The organism is Nocardioides marmoribigeumensis, from assembly GCF_031458325.1.
Lineage (GTDB): Bacteria > Actinomycetota > Actinomycetes > Propionibacteriales > Nocardioidaceae > Marmoricola_A > Marmoricola_A marmoribigeumensis.
Window position 1 is genome coordinate 1972044 of the sequence record NZ_JAVDYG010000001.1, and the last position, 24290, is coordinate 1996333.

At 71.2% G+C, this 24290-nt stretch carries 23 protein-coding genes and 2 tRNA genes; 14 read left to right on the forward strand and 11 right to left on the reverse strand.

All coding sequences use genetic code 11. The annotated features are described in order from the left end of the window. The first annotated feature begins 1 nt into the window (after position 1). The gene (locus J2S63_RS09430) at positions 2–787 is read left to right on the forward strand and encodes a lysophospholipid acyltransferase family protein (protein ID WP_310301629.1); all 786 of its coding nucleotides are present in this window, start codon (positions 2–4) and stop codon (positions 785–787) included. A 1-nt stretch (position 788) separates the two neighbouring features. On the opposite strand, the gene J2S63_RS09435 is transcribed toward J2S63_RS09430, so the two are convergent. The 10 genes from J2S63_RS09435 to rpmH all read right to left on the reverse strand — a co-directional run bounded on the left by J2S63_RS09435 (position 789) and on the right by rpmH (position 9101). Beyond that, the gene (locus J2S63_RS09435) at positions 789–1715 is read right to left on the reverse strand and encodes an Abi-alpha family protein (RefSeq protein ID WP_310301631.1); all 927 of its coding nucleotides are present in this window, start codon (positions 1713–1715) and stop codon (positions 789–791) included. A 1-nt stretch (position 1716) separates the two neighbouring features. After that, a complete protein-coding gene (locus tag J2S63_RS09440; RefSeq protein WP_310301633.1) occupies positions 1717–3021 on the reverse strand; it encodes a DUF445 domain-containing protein in 1305 nt (434 codons plus the stop codon). A gap of 174 nt (positions 3022–3195) precedes the next feature. Next, the gene (locus tag J2S63_RS09445) at positions 3196–4365 is read right to left on the reverse strand and encodes a ParB/RepB/Spo0J family partition protein (RefSeq protein ID WP_310301635.1); all 1170 of its coding nucleotides are present in this window, start codon (positions 4363–4365) and stop codon (positions 3196–3198) included. After that, positions 4362–5597, reverse strand: a complete 1236-nt coding sequence (locus J2S63_RS09450) for a ParA family protein (protein WP_310301637.1) — start codon at positions 5595–5597, stop codon at positions 4362–4364. The genes J2S63_RS09445 and J2S63_RS09450 overlap by 4 nt, the downstream gene beginning before the upstream one ends. A 364-nt stretch (positions 5598–5961) precedes the next feature. Next, the gene (rsmG, locus tag J2S63_RS09455; RefSeq protein WP_374725111.1) at positions 5962–6630 is read right to left on the reverse strand and encodes a 16S rRNA (guanine(527)-N(7))-methyltransferase RsmG; all 669 of its coding nucleotides are present in this window, start codon (positions 6628–6630) and stop codon (positions 5962–5964) included. A gap of 61 nt (positions 6631–6691) precedes the next feature. Beyond that, positions 6692–7201, reverse strand: a complete 510-nt coding sequence (locus J2S63_RS09460; RefSeq protein ID WP_310301641.1) for a Jag family protein — start codon at positions 7199–7201, stop codon at positions 6692–6694. A gap of 58 nt (positions 7202–7259) precedes the next feature. Next, positions 7260–8264 carry a membrane protein insertase YidC gene (gene yidC, locus J2S63_RS09465; protein WP_310301643.1) on the reverse strand — a complete coding sequence of 335 codons (1005 nt, stop codon included), beginning with the start codon at positions 8262–8264 and terminating at the stop codon, positions 7260–7262. Positions 8265–8273: 9 nt separating this feature from the next. Next, on the reverse strand, positions 8274–8558 hold the full coding sequence (gene yidD, locus J2S63_RS09470) for a membrane protein insertion efficiency factor YidD (protein ID WP_310301645.1): 285 nt from the start codon (positions 8556–8558) through the stop codon (positions 8274–8276). Further along, on the reverse strand, positions 8555–9016 hold the full coding sequence (gene rnpA / locus J2S63_RS09475) for a ribonuclease P protein component (RefSeq protein ID WP_310301647.1): 462 nt from the start codon (positions 9014–9016) through the stop codon (positions 8555–8557). Before rnpA ends, yidD begins: the two co-directional genes overlap by 4 nt. Then, positions 8964–9101 carry a 50S ribosomal protein L34 gene (rpmH, locus tag J2S63_RS09480; protein ID WP_310301649.1) on the reverse strand — a complete coding sequence of 46 codons (138 nt, stop codon included), beginning with the start codon at positions 9099–9101 and terminating at the stop codon, positions 8964–8966. Before rpmH ends, rnpA begins: the two co-directional genes overlap by 53 nt. Positions 9102–9734: 633 nt before the next feature. Between rpmH and dnaA the strand changes: the two genes are divergently transcribed. From dnaA to J2S63_RS09545, 13 genes are all read left to right on the forward strand, one after another. Then, a complete protein-coding gene (dnaA, locus tag J2S63_RS09485) occupies positions 9735–11213 on the forward strand; it encodes a chromosomal replication initiator protein DnaA (protein WP_310306658.1) in 1479 nt (492 codons plus the stop codon). Positions 11214–11622: 409 nt separating this feature from the next. Beyond that, positions 11623–12771 (forward strand): DNA polymerase III subunit beta, encoded by a 1149-nt coding sequence (gene dnaN / locus J2S63_RS09490; protein ID WP_310301651.1) that lies wholly within the window; start codon positions 11623–11625, stop codon positions 12769–12771. Positions 12772–12824: 53 nt separating this feature from the next. Next, entirely contained in the window at positions 12825–13781 is a 957-nt protein-coding gene (gnd, locus tag J2S63_RS09495; protein ID WP_310301653.1) for a phosphogluconate dehydrogenase (NAD(+)-dependent, decarboxylating), read from the forward strand. A 12-nt stretch (positions 13782–13793) separates the two neighbouring features. Beyond that, positions 13794–14921: a DNA replication/repair protein RecF gene (gene recF / locus J2S63_RS09500; protein ID WP_310301656.1), complete on the forward strand. Its 1128-nt coding sequence runs from the start codon at positions 13794–13796 to the stop codon at positions 14919–14921. A 1-nt stretch (position 14922) separates the two neighbouring features. Then, a complete protein-coding gene (locus J2S63_RS09505) occupies positions 14923–15486 on the forward strand; it encodes a DciA family protein (RefSeq protein ID WP_310301658.1) in 564 nt (187 codons plus the stop codon). Between the two features lie 308 nt (positions 15487–15794). Beyond that, entirely contained in the window at positions 15795–17918 is a 2124-nt protein-coding gene (gene gyrB / locus J2S63_RS09510; RefSeq protein ID WP_310301660.1) for a DNA topoisomerase (ATP-hydrolyzing) subunit B, read from the forward strand. A gap of 65 nt (positions 17919–17983) precedes the next feature. Continuing rightward, on the forward strand, positions 17984–20617 hold the full coding sequence (gyrA, locus tag J2S63_RS09515) for a DNA gyrase subunit A (RefSeq protein ID WP_310301662.1): 2634 nt from the start codon (positions 17984–17986) through the stop codon (positions 20615–20617). Beyond that, positions 20617–21255 carry a DUF3566 domain-containing protein gene (locus tag J2S63_RS09520; protein WP_310301664.1) on the forward strand — a complete coding sequence of 213 codons (639 nt, stop codon included), beginning with the start codon at positions 20617–20619 and terminating at the stop codon, positions 21253–21255. The genes gyrA and J2S63_RS09520 overlap by 1 nt, the downstream gene beginning before the upstream one ends. Positions 21256–21333: 78 nt before the next feature. After that, positions 21334–21410, forward strand: a tRNA-Ile gene (locus tag J2S63_RS09525). A 34-nt stretch (positions 21411–21444) separates the two neighbouring features. Further along, positions 21445–21573, forward strand: a complete 129-nt coding sequence (locus tag J2S63_RS09530; RefSeq protein WP_310301665.1) for a DLW-39 family protein — start codon at positions 21445–21447, stop codon at positions 21571–21573. A gap of 31 nt (positions 21574–21604) precedes the next feature. Further along, positions 21605–21680: transfer RNA gene (locus J2S63_RS09535), tRNA-Ala, on the forward strand. 81 nt (positions 21681–21761) lie between these two features. After that, positions 21762–21923, forward strand: coding sequence for a hypothetical protein (locus tag J2S63_RS09540; protein WP_310301666.1), 162 nt, complete (start codon positions 21762–21764; stop codon positions 21921–21923). A 221-nt stretch (positions 21924–22144) separates the two neighbouring features. Continuing rightward, positions 22145–22726, forward strand: a complete 582-nt coding sequence (locus J2S63_RS09545; protein ID WP_310301667.1) for a TMEM165/GDT1 family protein — start codon at positions 22145–22147, stop codon at positions 22724–22726. Positions 22727–22729: 3 nt separating this feature from the next. On the opposite strand, the gene J2S63_RS09550 is transcribed toward J2S63_RS09545, so the two are convergent. Then, positions 22730–24202 carry an MDR family MFS transporter gene (locus J2S63_RS09550; RefSeq protein WP_310301668.1) on the reverse strand — a complete coding sequence of 491 codons (1473 nt, stop codon included), beginning with the start codon at positions 24200–24202 and terminating at the stop codon, positions 22730–22732. Between the last annotated feature and the right edge of the window lie 88 nt (positions 24203–24290).

Consider the following 24290-nt stretch of genomic DNA (forward strand, 5'->3'; position numbering starts at 1 on the left):
CATGGCCGACCTGCCCTACCGCGCGATCATCGTCCTCGGCAAGACCTGGTTCCGCGCCATGGACTTCCAGTGGCGCGTCACCGGCTCCGAGCACATCCCCAGCGAGGGCGGCGCGGTCCTCGCGATCAACCACGTCTCCTACGTCGACTTCATCATGGCCGGCTACGGCGCGGTGCCGTCCGGGCGCCTGGTGCGCTTCATGGCCAAGCGGGAGACCTTCGACCACCGGCTCAGCGGTCCGCTGATGCGCAGCCTGCGTCACATCAGCGTCGACCGCGCCGACGGCCAGGCGTCCTACGACGAGGCGGTGCGCTACCTCAAGGACGGCGAGGTGGTGGGGGTCTTCCCCGAGGCCACGATCTCGCGCAGCTTCGAGATCAAGGAGCTGAAGACCGGCGCGGTGCGCATGGCCGCCGACGCCGGCGTACCCCTCGTGCCGATGGTGCTGTGGGGCACCCAGCGGCTGATCACCAAGGACCACCCCCGCGACTTCGGCCGCCACAAGACGATCAGCGTGACCATCGGTGAGCCGATCAGCCCCGAGGGCGCCACCGCGGTGGAGAAGACCGCCGAGCTGCGCACCGCGATGGGCGCGATGCTCGACAAGGCGGTCGCGGAGTACCCCCCGGACGAGCAGCCCCCGGGCTCCTGGTGGCTGCCGGCCCGCTACGGCGGCACCGCGCCCACGCCCGAGGAGGCCAAGCGCCTGGACCGCGAGGAGCTGGCCGAGCGCGCCGCGAAGCGCCGTGCCAGGGCCGAGGCGGCCCGCGCGAAGAGGAGCGGCTGAGCTACTCCGCCTGGGGCTTGGCGTGCCGCGGCACGTCCTCGAGCTCCTCCATCGACAGGTGGAGCCCGAGCCCGTCACGGCAGAAGTCCTCGCCGAACGGGGTCAGGTGGATCGAGCGACGCACCACCTTGGCCCGCCGCACGCTGGCCATCGCCTCGAGCACGTCCGGCTGGGCCTCGAGCACCTGGTACTCCATCGGGTCGCGCAGCGTCTCCCGCGAGAACCAGATCAGGCCGAGCCGCTCCAGGTTGTGCAGGTAGGACGGCACCCGGTCGACGAACCGGCACCCGGCCAGCGCCCCGATCATGTTGAGGTTGGGCTGCACGAGGTTGGACGAGACCGTGCCGACCAGCCCGCCCGTGCGCACGTCAACGGTGGCCTGCGGTCCCTTGCGCAGCAGGAGCAGGAGGATGCGGCCCTCGTCGGGGGCGAGCTCCTCGATGATCCGGGCGTACGCCGGGTGGCCGCGGTCCTCGCTCCAGACGTCGCGTGAGGCGCGCAGCAGGTCCTGGCCCGCCTCGTGGAGCGGGTTGACCGGCTCCGGCGCGGCCGGGGGCGGGGCGGCCTGGGCCGGCGAGACGTTCTCGACGGTCTCGGTGACCACGCGGATGACCGGGTGGTGCGCCGCGGCGGAGCGCACGTGCCGCAGTCGCTCCTCGACGTCCTTGCCGACCAGCGCGCGACTGATCGCGGCGGCGGCGACCTGCAGGTCCTCGGCCAGCTCACCGGCGTGACCGGGGTGCATCGCGACGTCGACGACCCGTCGACCGGCGCTGACCCCCGTCGCCGCGGCCCAGAAGCCGATGCGGAACGACGAGACCGCCACCACGCGGGCGAGACCCGGGATGTCGGCGGCGGTGATGTGGTCGGAGCCCTTGAGCACCTCGAGCTCGCGGCCGTCCTGGCGCCGCCCGTTGCGCTCGCTCACCTCAGCGCCCCCCGCTCGTGCCGAAGATCAACAGGTGGGCCACCCCGCCCGCGAAGCCCATGATCGCGCCGTGGGCGTAGAGCATCCACTCGTCCTCCTTGATCGCCGCGCGCAGCATCTCGACGAAGTCGCGGGGCGGCAGCTCGCGGACGCGGTGGGCGAACAGCACGCGGATCTTCTCGCTCTGCCGCTTGGAGAACCCGGGGTCGCGGAAGGGGGTGATGGTGTGCGCGGCCGAGTCGTGGGCCACCTGGTCGCGGATCGCGTCGAACTCCCGCGCCCCCACCGCCACCCGCAGCGCGGCGCGGGCCGGCCCCGCCGCCCGGTCGATGGCCGGGCCCATCGCCTGCTCGAGCATCTGCTGCGTGCGGTCGCCGCGCGGCCCGTAGAGCAGGAAGTCGCCGATGTTCTCCAGCGTGATGACGTCGTCGGCCACGATGCGGGCGTAGACGTCGGCCACCTGGGCCTGCCGACGCAGGAACAGGCCGTGCAGCTTGATGCCGAGGATGCGCTTCTCCTCGACCGGCTCGAAGATCAGGGCCATGCCGAGCAGGTTGGTCACCCAGCCGACGATGACCCCCATGAACGGCAGGAGCCACCAGATGCCGAACTGGTGGTCGATGAAGGCGACCGGGATGCCGAGCAGGAATCCGAAGACGAACCCGAAGTTGACCATGAGCTTGAGCTCGCGGCCGCCCACGTCGTAGAAGATCCGGTTGACCAGCGCCGGGTTGTGGCGGAAGTGCTCGATCACCATGATCTTGGGGTCGAGCAGCTGGTCGATGTGCTCGCCGATCTCGTCGGTGATGTCGCCGATGATGTCCGGGAGCTGCTCGGTCACGCGCGAGATGATCGCCTCGCGGATCCGCGGCGGCAGGTTCTTCCACAGCTGCGGGTGCTGGCGGCGCATCACGCCGTCGACGATCTCAGGGACCTGCGGCTCCATGATCGTGACGATGTGCTCGGCGATCGCAGGCGGGTCGAGCTGCTGGTAGAAGTCGGCCGGCGTGCCGATCTTGGCGATCACCTTGTCCACGGCGATCGAGCCCATCTTGGCCGCGCGGGCCGGGACGATCCCCTGCCACCCGATCTTGCCGTAGAGCAGTCCCGGCACCTCCTGCAGCTTGTGGGGCAGGAGCCGGGCGAGGTCGGCCAGGCCGGGCACGCTGACGCCGTACAGCCGCACGGGGTTGAACAGCATGATCACGCCGGTCCAGTTGATCAACCAGCCGATGACCGCGGTGAAGACCGGGATGGTCCAGAACACGACCCACTCGTTCGAGAAGAACTCGGAGATCGCGTCCACGCAAGCACTCCTCGGGCGACGGGCTGGTGTCGCCGAAGATTATCGGACCTCCCGCCCCCCGAGGGAGGGCAAACGGCTGCTCCGGGGTGTGATGCTCGTCCTGGGATCGATCAGTCGATCTGCTGACTTCTCGCTTTGTCGACAAAGCGATCAGTCGCTCAGTCGATGAGTGGCTCAGTCATCTTGGGGACTCGTCGACTCGTCGTCATGACGACGTTCGTACGACGGGTCGATCGTGCCGATGATGCGGTCGAGGTCCTCGAGCGAGGCGTACTCGATGGTGATCTTGCCCTTGGACCGGCCCAGGTCGACCTTGACCCGGGTGTCGAACAGGTCCGAGAGCCGGTCGGCCAGGTCGAGCAGCGCGGGCGAGGTCGGGGACTTGCGCCGCGTGGTGGCCGGCTTGTCGTCCTGGTGGTCCCCGAGCGCGACGATCTCCTCCAGCGCGCGCACCGAGATGCCCTCGGCCACGACCCGGCCGGCGAGCCGGTCCTGGGCCTCGCCGTCGAGCACGCCCAGGAGCGCCCGGGCGTGACCGGCGCTCAGCACGCCCGCCGCGACGCGTCGCTGCACCGACGGCGACAGCTTGAGCAGCCGCAGGGTGTTGCTGATCTGGGGCCGGCTGCGACCGATGCGGCTGGCCAGGTCCTCGTGGGTGCACCCGAAGTCCTCCAGCAGCTGCTGGTAGGCGGCCGCCTCCTCCAGCGGGTTGAGCTGCACGCGGTGCAGGTTCTCCAGCAGGGCGTCACGCAGCATCGCGTCGTCGCCGGTCTCCCGGACGATCGCCGGGATCGTGTCGAGGCCCGCCTCCTGGGTGGCGCGCCAGCGGCGCTCACCCATGACGAGCTCGTAGCGGGCCTCCTCGCCGGCGACCTCGCCCTCGGTGAGACGGCGTACGACGATCGGCTGGAGCAGGCCGACCTCGCGGATGGAGTGGACCAGCTCGGCCAGGCCCTCCTCCTCGAAGACCTGCCGGGGCTGGCGCGCGTTGGGGATGATCGCCGTGACGGGGAGCTCGGCGAAGTAGGCCCCGGCGACCAGCGGCGGGTCCCCCTGGCTCTCCTGGCTCTCCTGGGCCTCCTGAGCCTCCTGAGCCCTAGTCGTCGCACCCTCGTCGTCCGCCGACCCGGCCTGCTCGTCGGCGCCGTGCCGCGGTGTGCCCTGGGCCGGGGGCGCGCCGCCGGGCATGCGCCCGATCCAGTCCGGCGACGCCGTCACGCGGTCGACCACGGCCGTGCCGGTGCCTCCCTCTGCCGGGGGAGTGGCCGGCGACGGGGGCGCGGTGGGGATCAGTGAGCCGAGGCCCCGGCCGAGCCCGCGACGGGGAGGGGTGGTGTCGGTCATGCGGGTCCTTCCTCAGGGGCGGCGGGGGTGCTCGCGTGCGGGGCGCCCACCGGCACGGCTGCCGGGGCGGGGACGGTGGCGCTGGTGGTGCTGGTGGTGCTGGCGGTGCTGGCGGTGCTCGTGGTGGACGCCACGCTCGCCGGGACCGGGCGCAGGGCGACGGTCACGGTGATCGGCGCGGTGCGCTGCTCGCTCACGACCGGGCCGGCCCCGGGCGCCGGGTCGGCGTCCGCCTCTGCCCGAGGCTCCGGCGCGTGGACCGGCTCTGCCTCGGTCACCACAACAGCCTCAGCCTCGGCGACCGGCTCGGTGACCGGCTCGGCGGGACCGCCCTCGGCCTCCCCCATGGCCGCTCCACGCACGGCGATCTCACGCGCCGCCTCGAGGTAGCTGAGCGCACCGGGCGAGTAGGGGTCGTAGGCGATCACGCTCTGGCTGAAGCTGGGCGCCTCGGAGACGCGGACCGAGCGCGGGATGTAGGTGCTGAGCACCCGCTCGCCGAAGTGCGCGCGGACCTCGTCGGCGACCGCGGCGGAGAGCCGGGTGCGGGCGTCGTACATCGTCAGCAGGACCGTGCTGATCTCGAGGTCGGGGTTGAGGTTGGCCCGGACCAGCTCGACCGTCTCGAGCAGCTGGCCCACGCCCTCGAGGGCGTAGTACTCCGACTGGATCGGCACGAGCACCTCCTTGGCGGCCACCAGCGCGTTGAGCGTGAGGAGACCGAGGGAGGGCGGGCAGTCGACGAGCACGTAGTCGAAGCGGTCCTCCGCGGAGGCGTCGAGGCCGGGCAGCGCGTCGAGGGCCTTGCGCAGGCGGTTCTCGCGGGCGACCTGGCTGACCAGCTCGATCTCCGCACCGGCGAGGTCGACGTTGCTCGGGACGACCCAGAGGTTGTCCACCTCGCCGGCCGGTCGCGCGAGGTCGGCGAGCGAGGCGCCGTCGACCAGGGCGTCGTAGACCGAGGCGTGCTCCCGGCCGTGCTCGATCGCCAGCGCGGTGGAGGCGTTGCCCTGGGGGTCGAGGTCGATGACCAGCACCTTGAGCCCACCCTGGGCGAGGGACACGGCGATGTTCACCGCGGTGGTGGTCTTGCCCACCCCGCCCTTCTGGTTGGCCACGACGAGGACGCGTGGCGCGGTCGGGCGTGGCAGCCGGACGGGCTCGAACGAGGCCGGAGCGGTGGGGGTCTCCCCCGCGTGGGCCTGGTCGTCCGCCTCGAGGGTGCTCGTCACCCGGTCACCGTGGTGCGTGGCGGGCGTCGTTTCACGTGAAACAGGGCCGTCCTCGACCTCGGACCCCACACTTTTCCTCCCTTGTGGAAAAGCCTGTGCACGACGCGGGGCCGGGTCGACAGGAGCGACAGGGGTGACGGGCGGGGCCGGTGCGACGGTGGCGGCGGCGGGAGTGTCGGTGTCCTGGGGGGCCGGCTGTCCGGCCGCGGGGCTCGCACTGCCGGCCGGGCTCGCGCTGGGCCCGGTGGTGAGGGGCGTCCCGGCTGAGGTCTCCCGGCGGTCCCGGCGACGGGAGCTGAACCAGGCCCGGGCCCGTGCGGTCCGGTCGGCCTGGGCGGAATGACGAGCCGACACGGGGCACTCCTCAGTGAGGGCGACGGCCCTTCCGCTGGGTGCTGCGGGGGCGCGGCCGTCGCGACGAACGGGACGGGACCCAACCTAATTCTCGGGCCCGCGCCGCATCCACTCGCACCGCCGTGGTGGGGACAACTATCTGGTCTGCACCGAGGGTGAGCACCGTCGCAGCCTCGTCGGCGCGCGGCCACGGGAGCCCCGCGAGCTCCTCGGAGGCGCTCGCGCCCTTCATCGCCAGGACGGCTCCCGCGGGTGCGCAGAGCGGCAGGCACCACGCGAGCAGCCGCTCCAGCGGGGCGACGGCGCGCGAGGTGACCACGTCGAACCTCCGGGTGCCGTGCAGCTCCTCGGCGCGCCCCCGGACGACCTCGACCTGGTCCAGCGCGAGGTCGTCGACGACCTCCTGGAGGAACGTGGTGCGCCGCAGCAGCGGCTCGATCAGCGTCACGCGGAGGTCAGGACGGCGGACGGCGAGCACCACGCCGGGCAGGCCCGCGCCGCTGCCGACGTCGGCGACCGAGGCGCCCTGGGGGATCGCGTCGGCGACGACGGCGCAGTTGAGCAGGTGGCGCTCCCACAGCCTCGGCACCTCGCGGGGCCCGATCAACCCGCGCACCACCCCGGCCTCGGCCAGCCAGTCGGCGTACCGCTCGGCGACAGGGAGACGGGAAGCGAACACCCCCGTCGCCTCAGGAGGCGCCGGGGGTGTTTCACGTGAAACGTGGTAGGTCATCGCTCGCTCACGACGCCGGCGTGATCACCACGTAGCGCCGGGGCTCGACGCCCTCGGACTCCGAGGCGAGCCCCTCTCCGGCCACCACGTCGTGCACGACCTTGCGCTCGAAGGGCGACATCGGCTTGAGGGAGACCGGCTCGCCGGTGTCCTTCACCTCGGCGATCGCGTCGCGGGCGATGCCCTCGAGCACCTCGCGGCGACGCGCGCGGTGCCCGCCCACGTCGAGCATGAGTCGCGAGCGCTCGCCGGTCTCGCGCAGCACCGCGAGGCGGGTGAGCTCCTGGAGCGCGTCGAGGACCTCACCGTTGCGCCCGACGAGGCGGTCGAGGTCGCCGCCCACGATCGAGACGGCGGCACGGTCGCCCTCGACGTCCATGTCGATGTCGCCGTCGAGGTCGGCGATGTCGAGGAGCTCCTCGAGGTAGTCGGCCGCGATGTCACCCTCACGCTCGAGCTGCTCCCGCCGGTCGACCGGCGCGTCGTCCTGGACCGTCTCCTCCGCAGAGTCCGTCATCTCCGTCTTCTCCGTTCTCAGCACGTCTCGGTGCACTGGTGGTGGTCGTGGAGCCCTGTCAGGGCTTCTTCTTCGGGGGGTTCTTGGGTCCGCCCTTGGGAGGCGGGGCGCCCTTGCGCTGCTGCCGGCTCTGCCGCTTGGGCTGCTGGCGCGACTGCCCGGGCTCCGCCGCGGTGCCGGACGCGGCATCCGCCACCGGAGCGCCGTCCTCGACCGGCGGGAGCCCCTTGCGCTTGCGCTTCTCGGCGTCCCGGTGCGCCTTCGCCTTCTCAGCGGGGGTGCCGGGAGCGGGGTTGTTGCGGATCACGTAGAACTGCTGGCCCATCGTCCACAGGTTGGAGGTGGTCCAGTAGATGAGGACGCCGATCGGGAACGCGATGCCGCCGACGGCGAAGACCAGCGGGAGGACGTAGAGCAGCATCTTCTGCTGCTGGGCGTACTGACCCTGCAGGGCGTCGGCCGGCATGTTCTGGGTCATCAGCTGGCGCTGGGTGAGGAAGGTGGTCGCCGTCATCGCGATGACCAGCACGGCGGCGAGGACCTTGACCTGACCGGCGGAGTCCCCGCTGGCCTTGGTGAACGTGTCGGCGATGTGCGCGCCGAAGATCTTGGCCTGCGACAGGGAGTCCGCCTGGTCCTGGGTCAGCACCCCCTTGGCGATGCCGTGGGCCGCCCGGTCGATGGTGCGGAACAGCGCGATGAAGATCGGCATCTGGACGATGAGCGGCAGGCACGCGGCGAAGGGGTTGGTCCCCGACTCCTTGTAGAGCTTCATCGTCTCCTGGCCGAGACGCTCCCGGTCGTGGCCGTACTTCTTCTGCAGCTCCCGCACCTTGGGCTGGATCAGCTGCATGTTGCGGCTGGACTTGATCTGCTTGACGAAGAGCGGGATCAGCGAGGCGCGCACCACGAGCGTCAGGCCGATGATCGAGAGCACCCACGTGATGCCGGCGTCGGCACCGAACACCGCGCCGAAGACCCGGTGGAACCCCGAGAGCACCAGGGAGATGAGGAAGTACAGCGGCGCCATGATGGCGCCGCCGATCGCCGACAGGGCTGACACGCGCGCTCCTTAGGAGGTGGGGGTCGGGGTGGAGTCCGGGTGGTCGTGCTCGGCCTGCTCGTCCAGGACGGCTGATGCGCCCCGTCGCGGGACGGGGTCGTAGCCCCCAGGGTTCCAGGGGTGGCAACGCCCGACCCGGCGGACGGCGAGCCACGAGCCCCGCAGGGCGCCGTGCTCGGTCACCGCCTCGAGGGCGTAGGCGCTGCACGTGGGGTAGAAGCGGCACACCTGGCCGTAGAGCGGGCTGATCGCGAACCGGTAGCCCTTGAGCAGCCAGATCAGGACGTACTTCATCGACGTACTCCGGATTGGGCGCGGTGGAGCACGCGCTGCACGCCCCGCGTGAGGTCCTCACGCAGCTCGGCGTACGACGACTCGGCGGCCGGTGGCAGGGCGCGGACCACGAGCAGCGACCCGGCAGGGAGCTCGGCGACGACCTCGCGGCTGAGGTGGCGCAACCGGCGCTTGACCAGGTTGCGCTGGACCGCACCGCCGACGGCACGGCTCACCACGAACCCCACACGAGGGGGCTCGCCGGCCTCCGGACCCCCCTCGGGCACGGCCACGTGCACGACGAGCGAACGGGAACCCGCCCGCCGACCACCACGCATGGCGGTCTGGAAGTCGGCAGGAGAGGTCAGTCGCGAGGTGCGGCTCAGCACGGCGCAGGCCCGGACGGGCCCGGAGGGACGCAGCGCCTCAGGCGGAGAGACGCTTGCGGCCCTTGCTGCGACGGGCGGAGAGGATGGCACGGCCGGCGCGCGTGCGCATCCGCAGGCGGAAACCGTGCGTCTTGGCGCGACGACGGTTGTTCGGCTGGTACGTACGCTTGCTCACGGCGGTCTCCGGGTGTCAGGTGGCACTGGGTTCGTGGTGACCGGGGTGTCCGCCGCGCGCGGCTCGGGGGCAGGGGGCAGTCGTCGACCCGGTCAACCCCTGCACGGTACGCGAGCGTCGCGACCGGGGTCAATTTGGGCCGGCTCGGACCACGTCGGACCGATCACCCGCCCACGAGCGGGGCTCTGACCGACACGCCGGACGGACACGCCGCAGGGGGCCGGCCCCTTCGGGTCAGGCCTGGTCCCGGCCTGTGGAGAACTCCTTGCCCCGGTCGCCACCGGCTTGTTAGCGTCCTTCCGCTGACACCGCGGAGCACCCGCATCGCCCGCATCCACACGGCTCCTCACGTCCGCCCCGATCGCGCTCTCGGGCGGCCCCTCGTCTCGTGGCTCCTCATGGCCGTCCTGTTCGTGCACACCTTGTGGATAACTCTGTGGGTTTCGTGTGTGTCGCTTCGACATCGCCGCCCATGGGAGGAGCAGGACGCGTGAGCACCAGCCGGACGAGGGAGACATCGCTGTGACGGGACCGACAGGACCCACAGGACCCACAGGACCCACAGGACCCACAGGACCGCAGGACCGGGACGAGGCCGTCCTCGCGCCGGGCGCCGACCCGGCCCCGGGGACGATCGAGGGCGAGTCGGGCGCCGACCGCCTGCGGCGGGTCTGGGAGGGCCTCATCGCCGAGATGCCGCCGGCCAACCGCGCGTTCCTGGCCGCGACCCGCCCCGTCACGCTGCACGGCACGACCGGGATCATCGCGGTGCCCGACGAGTTCACCAAGACCCGGCTCGATGGTCGGGTGCGCTCGATGCTCGAGGACGGCCTGGTCTCGCGGATGGGCTTCACCGTCCGGCTGGCGTTCACCGTCGACTCCCAGCTCGCCCCGCCGATCGACCCCACCCTGCGCGCGGCCGCTTTCGACCCCGGCGACATCGAGCTCGACGACGACGACTTGTCGGCAGAGCGACCTGACGACATGTCGACACATCGACTTGACGTCTTCCCGCCGGCCCAGCGACGCGAGGAGGGCGCCCCGCGCAGCCCGCGGCCGACCGGCAGCGTCCTGGAGACGCGCCTCAACCCGAAGTACCTCTTCGAGAACTTCGTGATCGGCTCCTCCAACCGGTTCGCCCACGCCGCCGCCGTGGCAGCCGCCGAGGCGCCCGGCAAGGCCTACAACCCGCTGCTCATCTACGGCGACTCCGGGCTGGGCAAGACCCACCTGCTCCACGCCATCGGGCACTACGTGCGCGGGCTCTTCCCCGACGCGAGCGTCCGCTACGTGTCGAGCGAGGAGTTCACCAACGAGTTCATCAACGCGATCCGCGACGACAAGGCCCCGGTCTTCCAGCGGCGCTACCGCGACGTCGACGTCCTGCTCATCGACGACATCCAGTTCCTCGAGGGCAAGATCCAGACGCAGGAGGAGTTCTTCCACACCTTCAACACCCTTCACAACGCCAACAAGCAGATCGTGATCACCTCCGACCGGCCGCCCAAGCGGCTCGAGGCGCTGGAGGACCGGTTGCGCAACCGGTTCGAGTGGGGCCTGATCACCGACGTCCAGCCGCCCGACCTGGAGACCCGGATCGCGATCCTGCGCAAGAAGGCCGCGATCGAGCGCCTGACCGCGCCTCCGGACGTGCTGGAGTTCATCGCCTCCAAGATCCAGACCAACATCCGCGAGCTCGAGGGCGCCCTGATCCGCGTCACGGCCTTCGCCAGCCTCAACCAGCAGCCGGTCGACCTGGTGCTGACCGAGATCGTGCTCAAGGACCTCATCCCCGACGGCGGTGAGCCCGAGATCACCGCGTCGCTGATCATCGCCCAGACCGCGTCGTACTTCGGCCTGAGCATCGAGGAGGTCTGCGGGCCCAAGCGCACGCGCAACCTCGTCGCGGCACGGCAGATCGGCATGTACCTCTGCCGTGAGCTCACGCCGCTGTCGCTGCCCCAGATCGGGCGCGAGTTCGGCGACCGTGACCACACGACGGTGATGTACGCCAACAAGCGGATCCTCAACGAGATGGCCGAGCGCCGCAGCACCTTCAACCAGGTCACCGAGCTCACCAACCGGATCAAGCAGCAGGCCCGTCAGCAGTGACGCCGTCGTCGCAGGCCTGGGGATGTCGGTGTGCACAACCGGCCGAACGACAGCAATTGCGTGTGCACAACCCGAGGCGGTCCTGGGGAACGTGTCGTTCCCTCAACAGCAGCGACGAGTTCACCCGGTCTGTCTCCACACGCCGTCCCCAGGCACCTGTCCGGCCTGACCTGCGGTTTCGGGGGTTCTCCCCAGCTTCCACGGTGCCTATGACGAAGGACGAATTACCAATTCGCTCCTCGGCGGTGAACTTCTCCTGGGGCCCCGACCTGGGGAGAACCGCACTTCCGGGGTGGTCCCGGACCGGCCACGACCACGCCGCCCTCCTCAACGCCGGTGGTGCGTGGCAGGATGCAACTCCCCCGCAGACAGCGCAGTTCTTGTCGTTCCAGCCAGGAGGCACCGCGTCGTGAAGTTCCGTGTCGAGCGAGACGTGCTCACCGAGGCGGTCGCGTGGGCGGCCCGCGGGTTGCCTGTGCGTCCGAGCATCCCCGTCCTGGCGGGTCTCCTCATCGAGACCGCCGAGGGAGGCGACGGGCTGGTGCTCTCGACCTTCGACTTCGAGACCTCCGCGCGGGTGAGCATCCCCGCCAGCGTCCAGGACGAGGGCCGGGCGCTGGTCTCCGGCCGGCTGCTCGCCGACATCTGCCGCAGCCTGCCCAACAAGCCGGTCGACATGGCCATCGACGGCGCCAAGGTGACCCTGCGTTGCGGGTCGGCGACGTTCACGCTGCAGACGATGCCCGTGGAGGAGTACCCCTCCCTGCCCTCGATGCCCGAAGCCGCCGGCAGCGTGAGCAGCGAGGTCTTCTCCCAGGCCGTCGCCCAGGCCGTCACCGCCGCGGGGCGCGACGACATGCTCCCGGTGCTGACCGGCGTGCGGATCGAGATCGAGGGGAGCCAGATCGCGCTGCTGGCCACCGACCGCTTCCGTCTCGCCCTGCGCGAGCTGACCTGGGACCCGGGCACCACCGACGCCGAGGCCAACGCACTCGTGCCCGCCCGCGTGCTGGCCGACACCGCCAAGGCGCTCAACACCGGCTCCACCGTCACGATCGCGCTCTCGGGCAGCGGGTCGGGCGACGGGCTGATCGGCTTCGAGGGCGAGGTCAACGGCGGCTTCCGCCGCACCACGACCCGCCTGCTCGACGGGGAGTTCCCCCGCGTCCGCACGCTGTTCCCCAGCGAGCACCTGACCACGGTCCGGATCGACCGCGCGGCGCTGGTCGAGGCCGTCAAGCGCGTCGCGCTGGTCGCCGAGCGCAACGCCGCCGTGCAGCTGCGCTTCGACGACAGCGGGCTCACCCTCGACGCCGGCCACAGCGACGAGGCCCTGGCCACCGAGCTCATCGAGGCCCAGGTCAAGGGCGAGAGCATCACCACCGGGTTCAACCCGCAGTTCCTGCTCGAGGGCCTCACCGCGATCGACCACCCCGTCGTCGAGCTGGCGTTCACCCAGCCCAGCAAGCCCGCGGTGATCACCGGGGTGCCCGACCTCGACGGCGAGAAGGACTCCTCGTTCCAGTACCTCCTCATGCCGCGTCGCCTGCTCGGCTGAGCGGACCGACCTACGGTGGAGGGCATGAGCGGAGACAGCGAGGGCGTGGACGCATGAAGATCGGGCTCGTCGGACTCGGCCGCATGGGCGGCAACATGCGCCAGCGACTGCGGGACGCGGGGCACGAGGTGGTCGGTTTCGACCGCAACCCCGAGGTCCGCGACGCCGACTCGCTCGAGGCGATGGTCGAGCAGCTGGAGGCCCCCCGCGTGGTGTGGGTGATGGTCCCCTCCGGTGACCCGACCCACGAGACGGTCGCGACCCTGGGTGACCTGCTCGACGAGGGCGACCTGGTCATCGACGGCGGCAACTCCCGCTGGACCGACGACCAGCGGCACGCCGACGAGCTCGCCGCCAAGGGCATCGGCTTCGTCGACTGCGGCGTCTCGGGGGGCGTCTGGGGTCTCAAGGAGGGCTACGCGCTGATGGCGGGCGGGGAGGCCGACCAGGTCGAGATCGCCCAGCCGATCTTCGACGCGCTCCGCCCCGAGGGTGAGTTCGGGTGGGTCCACGCCGGCCGCACCGGCGCCGGCCACTTCGCCAAGATGGTCCACAACGGCATCGAGTACGCCGTGATGCAGGCCTACGCCGAGGGCTGGGAGCTGCTGGAGGCGGCCGACGCCGTCGACAACGTGACCGACGTCTTCCGCTCCTGGCGCGAGGGCACCGTGATCCGGTCCTGGCTGCTCGACCTGCTGGTGGCCGCGCTCGACGACGACCCGGGCCTGGAGTCGATCCGTGGCTACGCCGACGACTCCGGCGAGGGCCGGTGGACCGTCGAGGCCGCGATCGAGCACGCCGTGCCCGCGCCCGCCATCGCCGCGGCGCTGTTCGCGCGCTTCGCCTCCCGCCAGGACGACAGCCCGGCGATGAAGGCGGTCGCCGCCATGCGCAACCAGTTCGGAGGACACGCGGTCAAGGCCGACGACCGCCACGCCGGGGCCGACCAGGCCCCCGAGAAGGGCCGCGACACCTCGTCCGGCGACGCCACCGACCGGCAGGACGCCTGAGCCGGGCGGCGCATGTACGTCTCCCACCTGACGCTCCACCAGTTCCGCTCCCACGCCGCCCTCGAGGTGGCGCTCGAGCCGGGGGTCACCGCGTTCCTCGGCCCCAACGGCCAGGGCAAGACCAACATCGTCGAGGCCGTCGACTACCTCGCCCGGCTGTCGTCCCACCGCGTCGCCTCCGACGCCCCCCTTGTCGCGCAGGGCGCGGAGCAGGCGCTGGTCAGGGCGGCCGTGGTCAAGGACGGCCGCACCGCCGTGCTCGAGGTGGAGATCAACCCCGGTCGGGCCAACCGGGCCCGGGTGAACCGGTCGCCGCTGCCGCGGGCACGCGACATCGTCGGGCTGCTCCGGACGGTGCTGTTCTCCCCGGAGGACCTGTCCCTGGTCAAGGGTGACCCGAGCGAGCGACGCCGCTTCCTCGACGACCTCCTCGTGCTCCGCACCCCGCGCCTGGCCGGGGTCCGGGCCGACTTCGACCGGGTGCTCAAGCAGCGCAACGCCCTGCTCAAGCAGGCCGGTGCCGAGCGCCGGGGACGCTCCTCCCGCCCCGACGAGCACTTCGAGAGCACGCTGGCGGTCTGGGACGAGCAGCTCGTGCGCCTGGGCAGCGAGATCACCGCGGCCCGGGCGGCGCTGGTCGACGACCTGCTCCACCCCCTGGCCGAGGCCTACGCCACGGTCGCCAAGGAGTCCGGGCGCAACGAGGCGACGGTGACCCACCAGCCGTCGGTGGTGGCCGAGGACCCTCACGACCGGGAGTCGCTGGCCCAGGCCTACGCGACCCAGCTGGCCGAGCGACGCCGCGAGGAGGTGCAGCGCGGCCTCACCCTGGTCGGGCCGCACCGCGACGAGCTCGCCCTCGCGGTGGGCACGATGCCGGTCAAGGGCTACGCCTCCCACGGCGAGACCTGGTCCTACGCGCTGGCGCTGCGGCTGGCGTCCTACTCCCTGTTGCGGGAGGAGGGTGACGACCCGATCCTGGTCCTCGACGACGTCTTCGCCGAGCTCGACACCGACCGCCGCACGCGGCTGGCCGAGATCGCCGCCGGGGCCGAGCAGGTCCTGGTCACCGCCGCCGTCGAGGACGACGTCCCCCAGGCGCTGGCCGGCGCCCGGGTCCACGTACGACGGGAGGGCTGAGGTGCCGGACCAGCCCACCCCCGAGCCGTCCGAGCCGACCGGACAGCCCGAGGCCCCACCCCACGACGAGGCCGGGCTCGAGCTCGCGCGGGCCGTCGCCCGGTCCCTGTCCGGGGTGCGGCCGCTGGGGCGTCGCCGACCCCGGACCCGACGCATCGACCCCCGGCTCTCCGGAGCCCACCCCGACGACCGCGACCCGCAGACCCTGGACGCGACGCTGGGCCGGCTGGTGGCCGAGCAGGGCTGGGCCACCGAGATCCGCATGCACGGCGCGCTCGCGCGGTGGGCCGCGGTCGTCGGTCCGGAGATCGCCCAGCACGTCTCGCCGGTGACCTTCGAGGCCGGTGACGAGGGCAGGCCGGGGCGCCTGGTGGTGCAGGCCGACTCGACCGCGTGGGCCACCCAGATGCGGCTCCTGGCGTCCACGGTGGTGCAGCGGCTCAACCAGGAGCTCGGCGACGGCACCGTCGGGCTGATCGACGTCCGGGGACCGTCGGGACCCTCGTGGACCAAGGGTCGGCGATCCGTCCGCGGGGGTCGCGGACCACGGGACACCTACGGCTGAGGAGCCCGGCGCGACCGGAGGACCTCAGGCGCCGCAGGAGTCGATCTCCGGCCCCTCCCCGCGTATGGGGACCCACGACCATCCCTGTTCGTCGCTCTCAGGGCCGTTCCGAGGCCTCATGCGGGCTGTTTCGGACGCCCCGACGGGGATTTGCCACAGCCGACACCTCCGTTTCGGGCGTCTGGGGGGCTAGAATGGAGCACAGGATGTCTTCCCGCGCAGCCGCCTGTCGGCCCGGTCCGGGAGGACGTCTGTCGTGTCCAGACCAGGACGCCGTCGGCGACCGGGTCCCGAGCTGAGGATGGTCCGTGTCTTCGAAAGAGCCCGATGAGACCCCCGAGAACACCACCCCCGCAGCACCCGCAGCACCCGCAGTCCCTGCAGCACCCGCGAGCCCGGCGTACGACGCCAACGCCATCCAGGTCCTCGAGGGCCTCGAGGCCGTGCGCAAGCGTCCCGGCATGTACATCGGGTCCACCGGCGAGCGCGGCCTGCACCACCTGGTGTGGGAGGTCGTGGATAACTCGGTGGACGAGGCGATGGCCGGTCACTGCGACCGCATCGTCGTCACCCTGCTGGACAACGGCGGCGTCGAGGTGGTCGACAACGGTCGCGGCATCCCGGTCGACATCCACCCGGTCGAGGGCATCCCGGCGGTCACCGTCGTGCTCACCGTGCTGCACGCCGGCGGCAAGTTCGGTGGCGGCGGCTACAAGGTGTCCGGCGGCCTGCACGGTGTCGGCGTCTCGGTGGTCAACGCGCTGAGCGAGCGGGTCGAGGTCGAGGTGCGCCGCGACGGCTACCGCTGGAGCCAGGCCTTCCACTACGGCGTGCCCACCGGCGAGCTGGAGCGTCACGAGGAGACCGACGAGACCGGCACGACCACCCGTTTCTGGCCGGGCCCCGACATCTTCGAGACCGTCGAGTTCAACTTCGAGACGATCGCCAACCGCTTCCGCGAGATGGCCTTCCTCAACAAGGGCCTCGAGATCGTCGTGCGCGACCAGCGGCCGCAGGCCGCCGAGATCGCGGAGGCGGTCCAGGACGCCACCGCCGAGATCTCCGAGGACGCCACCGAGGCGGAGGCCCAGGCCGAGGCCAAGGCGTCGGCCGGCGGCGGCCTCGAGCGGGTCTTCAAGTTCGACCGCGGACTGGTCGACTTCGTCGAGCACCTCAACAAGCGCCGCACGCCGGCCCACCCGTCGATCGTGTCCTTCGAGGCGCTGGCCGACGCGACCTCGGTCTCGGGGCTGGCCCTCGAGGTGGCTCTGCAGTGGAACACCGGCTACGCCGAGTCGGTCCACACCTTCGCCAACGCGATCAACACCCATGAGGGCGGCACCCACGAGGAGGGCTTCCGCTCCGCGCTCACGTCGCTGATGAACAACTGGGGCGAGGAGTGGGGCCTGATCAAGAAGAAGGAGGACCGCGTCTCGGGCGACGACGTGCGCGAGGGCCTGACCGCCATCGTGTCGGTCAAGCTGTCGGAGCCGCAGTTCGAGGGCCAGACCAAGACCAAGCTCGGCAACACCGAGGTCAAGGGCTTCGTGCAGCGCGTGGTCAACGACCAGCTGGGCGCGTGGCTCGAGCAGAACCCCGCGGAGGGCAAGGAGGTCGTCCGCAAGGCGATGTCCGCGGCCCAGGCCCGCATCGCCGCGCGCAACGCCCGCGAGCTCGCCCGGTCACGCAAGGGCCTGCTCGGTCGCGGTGGCCTGCCCGGCAAGCTCGCCGACTGCCAGTCGACCAACCCCGCCGAGTGCGAGATCTTCGTCGTCGAGGGTGACTCGGCCGGCGGCTCGGCCAAGGGCGGCCGTGACCCGCGGGTGCAGGCGATCCTCCCGATCCGCGGCAAGATCCTCAACGTCGAGAAGGCGCGCATCGACAAGGTGCTGGCCAACAACGAGGTCCAGGCGATCATCTCCGCGCTCGGCACCGGCATCCAGGACGAGTTCGACGTCGACAAGCTGCGCTACCACAAGATCGTGATGATGGCCGACGCCGACGTCGACGGTCACCACATCCGCACCCTGCTGCTCACGCTGCTCTTCCGGTTCATGAAGCCGCTCATCGAGCACGGCTTCGTCTACCTCGCGCAGCCGCCGCTCTACCGCCTGCGGTGGAACAAGCCGGCCGAGCACGAGTTCGTCTACTCCGACGCCGAGCGTGACGCGCTCATGGCCGCGGGCCTCGCGGCCGGCAAGAAGCTGCCCAAGGAGAACCCGATCCAGCGCTACAAGGGTCTGGGCGAGATGAACCCCGACGAGCTGTGGGACACCACGCTCGACCCCGACAGCAGGCTGCTGCTCCAGGTCACCCTCGAGGACGCCGCCCAGGCCGACGAGATGTTCTCGATCCTCATGGGAGAGGACGTCGAACAGCGCCGCAGCTTCATCCAGCGCAACGCCAAGGACGTCCGATTCCTCGACATCTGACTCGCCGGTCGAGCCTGTCGAGACCACACCCGCCGTACTCCTCCGTCTGAGCAGAGAGACCTCGAATGACTGACACCCCGACCACGCCGCCGCCCAGCCCGGGCGGCCGGATCGAGCCGGTCGAGCTGCAGGTGGAGATGCAGCGCTCCTACATCGACTACGCGATGACCGTGATCGTGGGTCGTGCGCTGCCCGACGTGCGCGACGGGCTCAAGCCGGTGCACCGGCGCGTGCTCTACGCGATGTACGACGGTGGCTACCGTCCCGACCGCGGCTTCAGCAAGTGCGCCCGCGTGGTCGGCGAGGTGATGGGTCAGTACCACCCCCACGGCGACTCGGCGATCTACGACACCCTCGTGCGCCTGGCGCAGCCGTGGGTGATGCGGGCGCCGCTGGTCGACAGCCAGGGCAACTTCGGCTCGCCGGGCAACGACCCGGCCGCGGCCATGAGGTACACCGAGTGCCGCATGGCGCCGCTGGCGATGGAGATGGTGCGCGGGATCGACGAGGAGACCGTCGACTTCACGCCCAACTACGACGGCCGCTCCGAGGAGCCGTCGATCCTGCCGGCCCGCTTCCCCAACCTCCTGGTCAACGGCTCGGCGGGCATCGCGGTCGGCATGGCCACCAACATCCCGCCGCACAGCCTGCGTGAGGTCGCCGAGGGCGTGCAGTGGTCGCTGGAGCACCCCGACGCGTCCCGTGAGGACCTGCTCGAGGCGCTCATGGAGCGGATCAAGGGCCCCGACTTCCCGACCAAGGGCCTCATCGTCGGGCGCCAGGGCATCGAGCAGGCCTACCGCACCGGTCGCGGCTCGGTCACGATGCGGGCCGTCGTCGACGTCGACGAGGACGCCCGCGGCCGGACCCAGCTGGTGATCACCGAGCTGCCCTACCAGGTCAACCCCGACAACCTGGCGATGAAGATCGCCGAGCTCGCCGACTCAGGCAAGATCCAGGGGATCGCCGACGTCAAGGACAACACCTCGGCGCGCACCGGCCAGCAGCTCATCGTGGTGCTCAAGCGCGACGCGGTCGCCCGGGTGGTGCTCAACAACCTCTACAAGCACACCGAGCTGCAGACCAACTTCGCCTGCAACATGCTCGCCCTGGTCGACGGCGTGCCCCGCACGCTCACCCTCGACCAGTTCGTCTCCCACTGGGTGACCCACCAGCTCGAGGTCATCCAGCGGCGCACGCGCTTCCGCCTCCGCAAGGCCGAGGAGCGGGCCCACATCCTGCGCGGCCTGGCCAAGGCGCTCGACATGCTCGACGACGTGATCGCGCTGATCCGGGCGAGCGCCAGCGCCGAGGCCGCCCGTGAGGGCCTGAAGGACCTGCTCGACATCGACGACCTGCAGGCTCGCGCGATCCTCGACATGCAGCTGCGCCAGCTCGCGGCCCTGGAGCGCCAGCGGATCGTCGATGAACTCAACGAGCTCGAGATCAGGATCGCCGACCTCAAGGACATCCTCGACAGGCCCGAGCGTCAGCGTCAGATCGTCTCGGAGGAGCTCGCCGAGATCGTCGCCAAGTACGGCGACGACCGGCGTGCGCAGATCATCGCGGCCGACGGCGACCTGTCCATGGAGGACCTGATCCCCGACGAGGACCTCGTCGTCACGATCACCCGCGGCGGCTACGCCAAGCGCACTCGCGCGGATCTCTACCGGACGCAGAAGCGCGGCGGCAAGGGCGTGCGCGGCGCGACCCTGCGCGGCGACGACGTGGTCGACCACTTCATGGCGACCAGCAACCACCACTGGCTGCTGTTCTTCACCACGGCGGGCCGGGTCTACCGGATGAAGGCCTACCAGCTGCCTGAGGGCGGCCGGGACGCCAAGGGCGGTCACGTCGCGGGCCTGCTGAGCTTCCAGCCCGACGAGCGGATCGCCCAGGTCCTCGCGATCAGGGACTACGAGCAGGCGCCCTACCTCGTGCTGGCGACCAAGGCCGGGCTGGTCAAGAAGACCCGTCTCGGCGACTACAACTCGCCCCGCCAGGCCGGGGTCATCGCGATCAACTTCCGCGAGGACGACGACGAGCTGATCGGCGCCGAGCTGTGCTCGCAGGAGGACGACATCCTGCTGATCTCCCGCAAGGGCCAGGCGATCCGTTTCCGGGCCGACGACGCCCAGCTGCGGCCGATGGGCCGCGCGACCTCGGGCGTCAAGGGCATGGACTTCCGCGGCGAGGACCAGATGCTCTCGATGTCGGTGATCAAGGCCGACAGCGAGTCCGAGGAGACCCCGCAGCAGTACGTCTTCACCATCACCGACGGCGGCTTCGCCAAGCGGTCCCGCATCGAGGACTACCGCACCCAGTCCCGCGGTGGTCTCGGCATCAAGACCATGAAGCAGGACGACGACCGAGGGGTCCTCGTCGGTGGCTTCATCGTCGTCGACGGCGACGAGGTGCTGGCGATCAAGTCCTCGGGACAGGTCACGCGCAGTGCCATCGACGACTCCCTGCGACCGACCAGCCGCGACACCAAGGGCGTCAAGTTCGTGGGGGTCCGCGAGGGTGACGCCGTCGCCGTGGTCGCGCGGTCGATCGAGTCCACCCTCGAGCGGACGCTGGAGGAGTCGGAGGGACCGGTAGCCTCTACGGAGGACGAGCCCGCAGGGACCGACGGTCCCGACGAGCCCGTCGCGGACGAGACAGTGGTCGCCGACGGGGAGACGGAGGAGAAGTCCTGATGGCCGAACGTGCAGCGGGTGACGCCGCCTCCGCGGCGTCCGCGGGGTCGGGTCGCTCCGGGTCGGGTCGCTCGGGGTCGACGCCGGCCTCCGGCAAGACGCAGGAGCGGATCAAGGAGGCCTACGCCCACTCCTCCCCCGTCGTCTCCGACGACACCGGGGAGAGCAAGCCCAGCGCCGCCGACCGGTTCGCCGCCGCGATGGCGGTCGCGAAGAACGCCGCGTCCTCCAACCCCTCCTCGGCGCCGACCCCGGCCCAGGCGGGCCGCAAGGTCCGCAAGGCCCGGCTCCGCCTGAGCCACATCGACCCCTGGTCGGTGATGAAGACCGCCTTCCTGCTGTCCATCGCGCTGGGCATCGTCACGGTCGTCGCCGTCGCGGTGATCTGGTCGGTCCTGGGCGCGGCCGGGGTGTGGGAGTCGATCGACAGCGCCGTGGGTGACGTCGTCGGCGGCACCGGCGCGTCGTTCGCCATCGAGGACTACCTCGGCACCTCCCGGGTCCTCGGCTTCACGATGCTCGTGGCCGTCGTCGACGTGGTGCTCGTGACCGTCGTCGCGACCCTCGGCGCGTTCCTCTACAACCTCGCGGCGGCCCTGCTCGGCGGCCTCGAGGTGACGCTGGCCGAGGACGCCTGATCCGGTTTGGGGCGGTCCCGGCGGGTGCGGTAATCTCTCTCGTCGGCCGGGCTGTCCATCTGCCCGGCCTCGTTGCGAGGGCCTATAGCTCAGACGGTTAGAGCGCTTCCCTGATAAGGAAGAGGTCACAGGTTCAAGTCCTGTTAGGCCCACCACCCAGCACCTTTCGGCGAAGGGACACCCTCTGCGATGAAGAAGCTCCTCCTGCTGGTCGTCGCCGGTGCCGGCGCCGCCCTGGCCCTCAAGAAGAACCAGGAGGCCCAGCACGAGCTGGCCCTCTGGTCCGAGGTCACCGACCGGGTGAAGAAGTCCTCCTGAGCCACCCTGCCGTCGTACGACGGCGGCACCCGGGGCCATGGCGCAATTGGTAGCGCACCTGCTTTGCAAGCAGGGGGTTAGGGGTTCGAGTCCCCTTGGCTCCACCACGATCCCCGGTCCGGTCCCGGGGTCGATCCCGGGCCCGAGGTCCCTGGACACCCCCCAGACCCGGGCGTCTACTGCCAGACATGACGTGGTCCGACGCGCACGAGCACACCCCCCGCTGCTGGTGGGACCACCGCCGTGCCGGGTGGACGTGTCCGCCTCCCGTCGCCGTCACGACGCTGCCGGCCCAGGCGTCCCCCGTGGAGCTCGAGACGGAGGTCGGGGCGCTCGCCGACGTCCCGTAGGATGGGCGGCGTCGAGAGGGAGTAGTCCCCAACAGTCGCATCGACACACTGGCTCCTCCGGGGGCCCGGTGCGACCGGCCACCAGGTCCCGTGCGGACCGTGGCGGACGAGACTCTCGGCCGATGCAGTGACCTGTCGTCGACGCCCGTCGACCCGACCCCACTGCCCGGCCGAGGGACGTCTGAGAGGGCAGACCGCGGCCGGGCCGCGAAGGAGCCCCTGTGTATGCCTTCTGGCTGAGCACCGCCGTCATCTTCGTCGCCGAGCTCGGCGACAAGAGCCAGCTCATGGCCATGACGTTCGCCACCCGCTACCGCGCCCGCGACGTGCTGCTCGGCATCACCGTGGCGACCGCGGTCGTGCACCTGGCCTCGGTGGCCATCGGCCACACGGTCGGGGCGGCCTTCGGGGACTACCAGGGCTGGATCTCGGTGGCCGCCGGCGCGGCGTTCCTGGCGTTCGCCGTCTGGACGCTGCGCGGCGACGAGCTGACCGACGAGGAGGCCGACAAGGCCCGCAGGGCCACCGGCGCCGCGATCCTCGCCGTCGGCACGGCCTTCTTCCTCGCCGAGCTCGGCGACAAGACGATGCTCGCGACGATCACCCTGGCCACCAAGGAGAACTGGCTCGGCACCTGGATCGGCTCGACGGTCGGCATGGTGGTGGCCGACGCGCTCGCCATCGGGGTCGGGGCGGTGCTCGGCAAGAAGCTGCCCGAGCGGGCGATCACGATCGGCGCGACCATCGCCTTCGTGCTGTTCGGCCTGGCGCTCATCGTCCAGGGCACACGCGCGATCGCCTGAGGCTCAATGGCCGTGCGGGGCCTCCGCGCCCTGGGGGAGCCGGTTGGGCAGCACGAACGCCAGGGCCACCACGACCAGCGCGAGGCCGGCCGCGACAGCGAAGGACGTGCGCAGTCCACCCACGAACGCAGCGTCGGCGCTCGCCCCACCGGCTGCGAGGGACGCGGCGCGGGACGACACGACGGTGACCGCGACGGCGGTGCCGATCGCGCCGGCGACCTGCTGGACCGTGCCGAGCATCGAGCTGCCGTGGGAGTACAGGTGCTGCGGCAGCGCCCCCAGCCCGAGCGTGAACGCGGGGGTGAAGAGGGCGGCCAGGCTGATCATGAGGAGCAGGTGCGCCCCCAGGATCACGGCGTACGGCGTCGACTCGCCGATGCGGGACAGCGCGGCGAGCGCGGCGACCACGCCGATCGACCCGGGGATCACGAGCATGCGGCCGCCGAAGGAGTCGAACGCCTTGCCGACGCGCGGCCCCAGCAGGCCCATCGCGATGCCACCGGGCGCCACGAGGAGACCGGTCTGCAGCGGGGTGAGGCCGCGCAGCTGCTGGAGGTAGAGCGGCAGCAGGATCATCGAGCCGAGCATCGCCATGAACGCCACCGACTGGAGGAGCAGGCTCACCGTGAAGGTGCGGTGGGTCAGCGTGCGCAGGTCGAGCAGGGCGCCCTTGCCCTGGGCCAGGCGGTGCTGGCGCAGGGCGAAGCCGCCGATGACGAGCAGGCCGAACCCGATGTAGGCCAGGGGCGGCACCGCGCCACTGTGCGTGGAGCCGATCTCGCTCAGGCCGTAGACCAGCGTGCCGAAGCCGAAGGCGGCCATCACGACGCTGGACCAGTCGACCTGGCTGGCCTGCGGCTCGCCGACGTCCTCGAGCCGGCGCAGACCGAGCACCGCGACCGCGCCGGCGATGGGCAGCACCACGAGGAACAGCCCGCGCCACGAGGTGAACTGCAGCACCAGGCCGGAGACGGCGGGGCCGAGCGCCGGCGCCACCGAGATCGCCAGCATCACGTTGCCCATCACCCGGCCGCGGTCGTGCTCGGGCACCACCATCATCAGCGTCGTCATGAGCAGCGGCATCATCACCGCGGTGCCGGAGGCCTGCACGACCCGGGCGCCCACGAGCAGCCAGAAGAACGGCGCGACCGCGGCGACCGCGGTGCCGCCGATGAACAGCGACATCGCCACGGTGAAGGCGGTGCGCGTGGTGACCCGCTGGAGGAACCAGCCGGTCACGGGGATCACCACGGCCATCGTCAGCATGAACGCGGTGGACAGCCACTGCGCGCTGCGGGCGGTCACCTCGAAGTCGGTCATGAGGCGCGGGATCGCGTTGACCATGATCGTCTCGTTGAGGATCACCACGAACGTTGCGGTCACCAACCAGCGCAGCACGGCGTAGGGGTGGGCGACCGTGGTCTCGGCGGCGGTGGTCGGCGCCTCGAGGACGGGGTCGGACATGGGGCTGGTCACGGAGTCTCCTGCACGGTGCTCAGGGCTGGTCTCGGGTTGTTCGGCGGATGGCGCTCGTGGAGGGTCAGACCGCTCGCCGCGCCAGAAC

What these genes read in the sequence shown, in the direction of transcription:
- J2S63_RS09430 (WP_310301629.1), top strand. Translation starts at nt 2, where the DNA reads ATGGCCGACCTGCCCTACCGCGCGATCATCGTCCTCGGCAAGACCTGG.
- J2S63_RS09445 (WP_310301635.1), bottom strand. Translation starts at nt 4,365, where the DNA reads ATGACCGACACCACCCCTCCCCGTCGCGGGCTCGGCCGGGGCCTCGGC.
- J2S63_RS09460 (WP_310301641.1), bottom strand. Translation starts at nt 7,201, where the DNA reads ATGACGGACTCTGCGGAGGAGACGGTCCAGGACGACGCGCCGGTCGAC.
- yidD (WP_310301645.1), bottom strand. Translation starts at nt 8,558, where the DNA reads ATGAAGTACGTCCTGATCTGGCTGCTCAAGGGCTACCGGTTCGCGATC.
- gnd (WP_310301653.1), top strand. Translation starts at nt 12,825, where the DNA reads ATGAAGATCGGGCTCGTCGGACTCGGCCGCATGGGCGGCAACATGCGC.
- recF (WP_310301656.1), top strand. Translation starts at nt 13,794, where the DNA reads ATGTACGTCTCCCACCTGACGCTCCACCAGTTCCGCTCCCACGCCGCC.
- gyrA (WP_310301662.1), top strand. Translation starts at nt 17,984, where the DNA reads ATGACTGACACCCCGACCACGCCGCCGCCCAGCCCGGGCGGCCGGATC.
- J2S63_RS09520 (WP_310301664.1), top strand. Translation starts at nt 20,617, where the DNA reads ATGGCCGAACGTGCAGCGGGTGACGCCGCCTCCGCGGCGTCCGCGGGG.
- J2S63_RS09530 (WP_310301665.1), top strand. Translation starts at nt 21,445, where the DNA reads ATGAAGAAGCTCCTCCTGCTGGTCGTCGCCGGTGCCGGCGCCGCCCTG.
- J2S63_RS09540 (WP_310301666.1), top strand. Translation starts at nt 21,762, where the DNA reads ATGACGTGGTCCGACGCGCACGAGCACACCCCCCGCTGCTGGTGGGAC.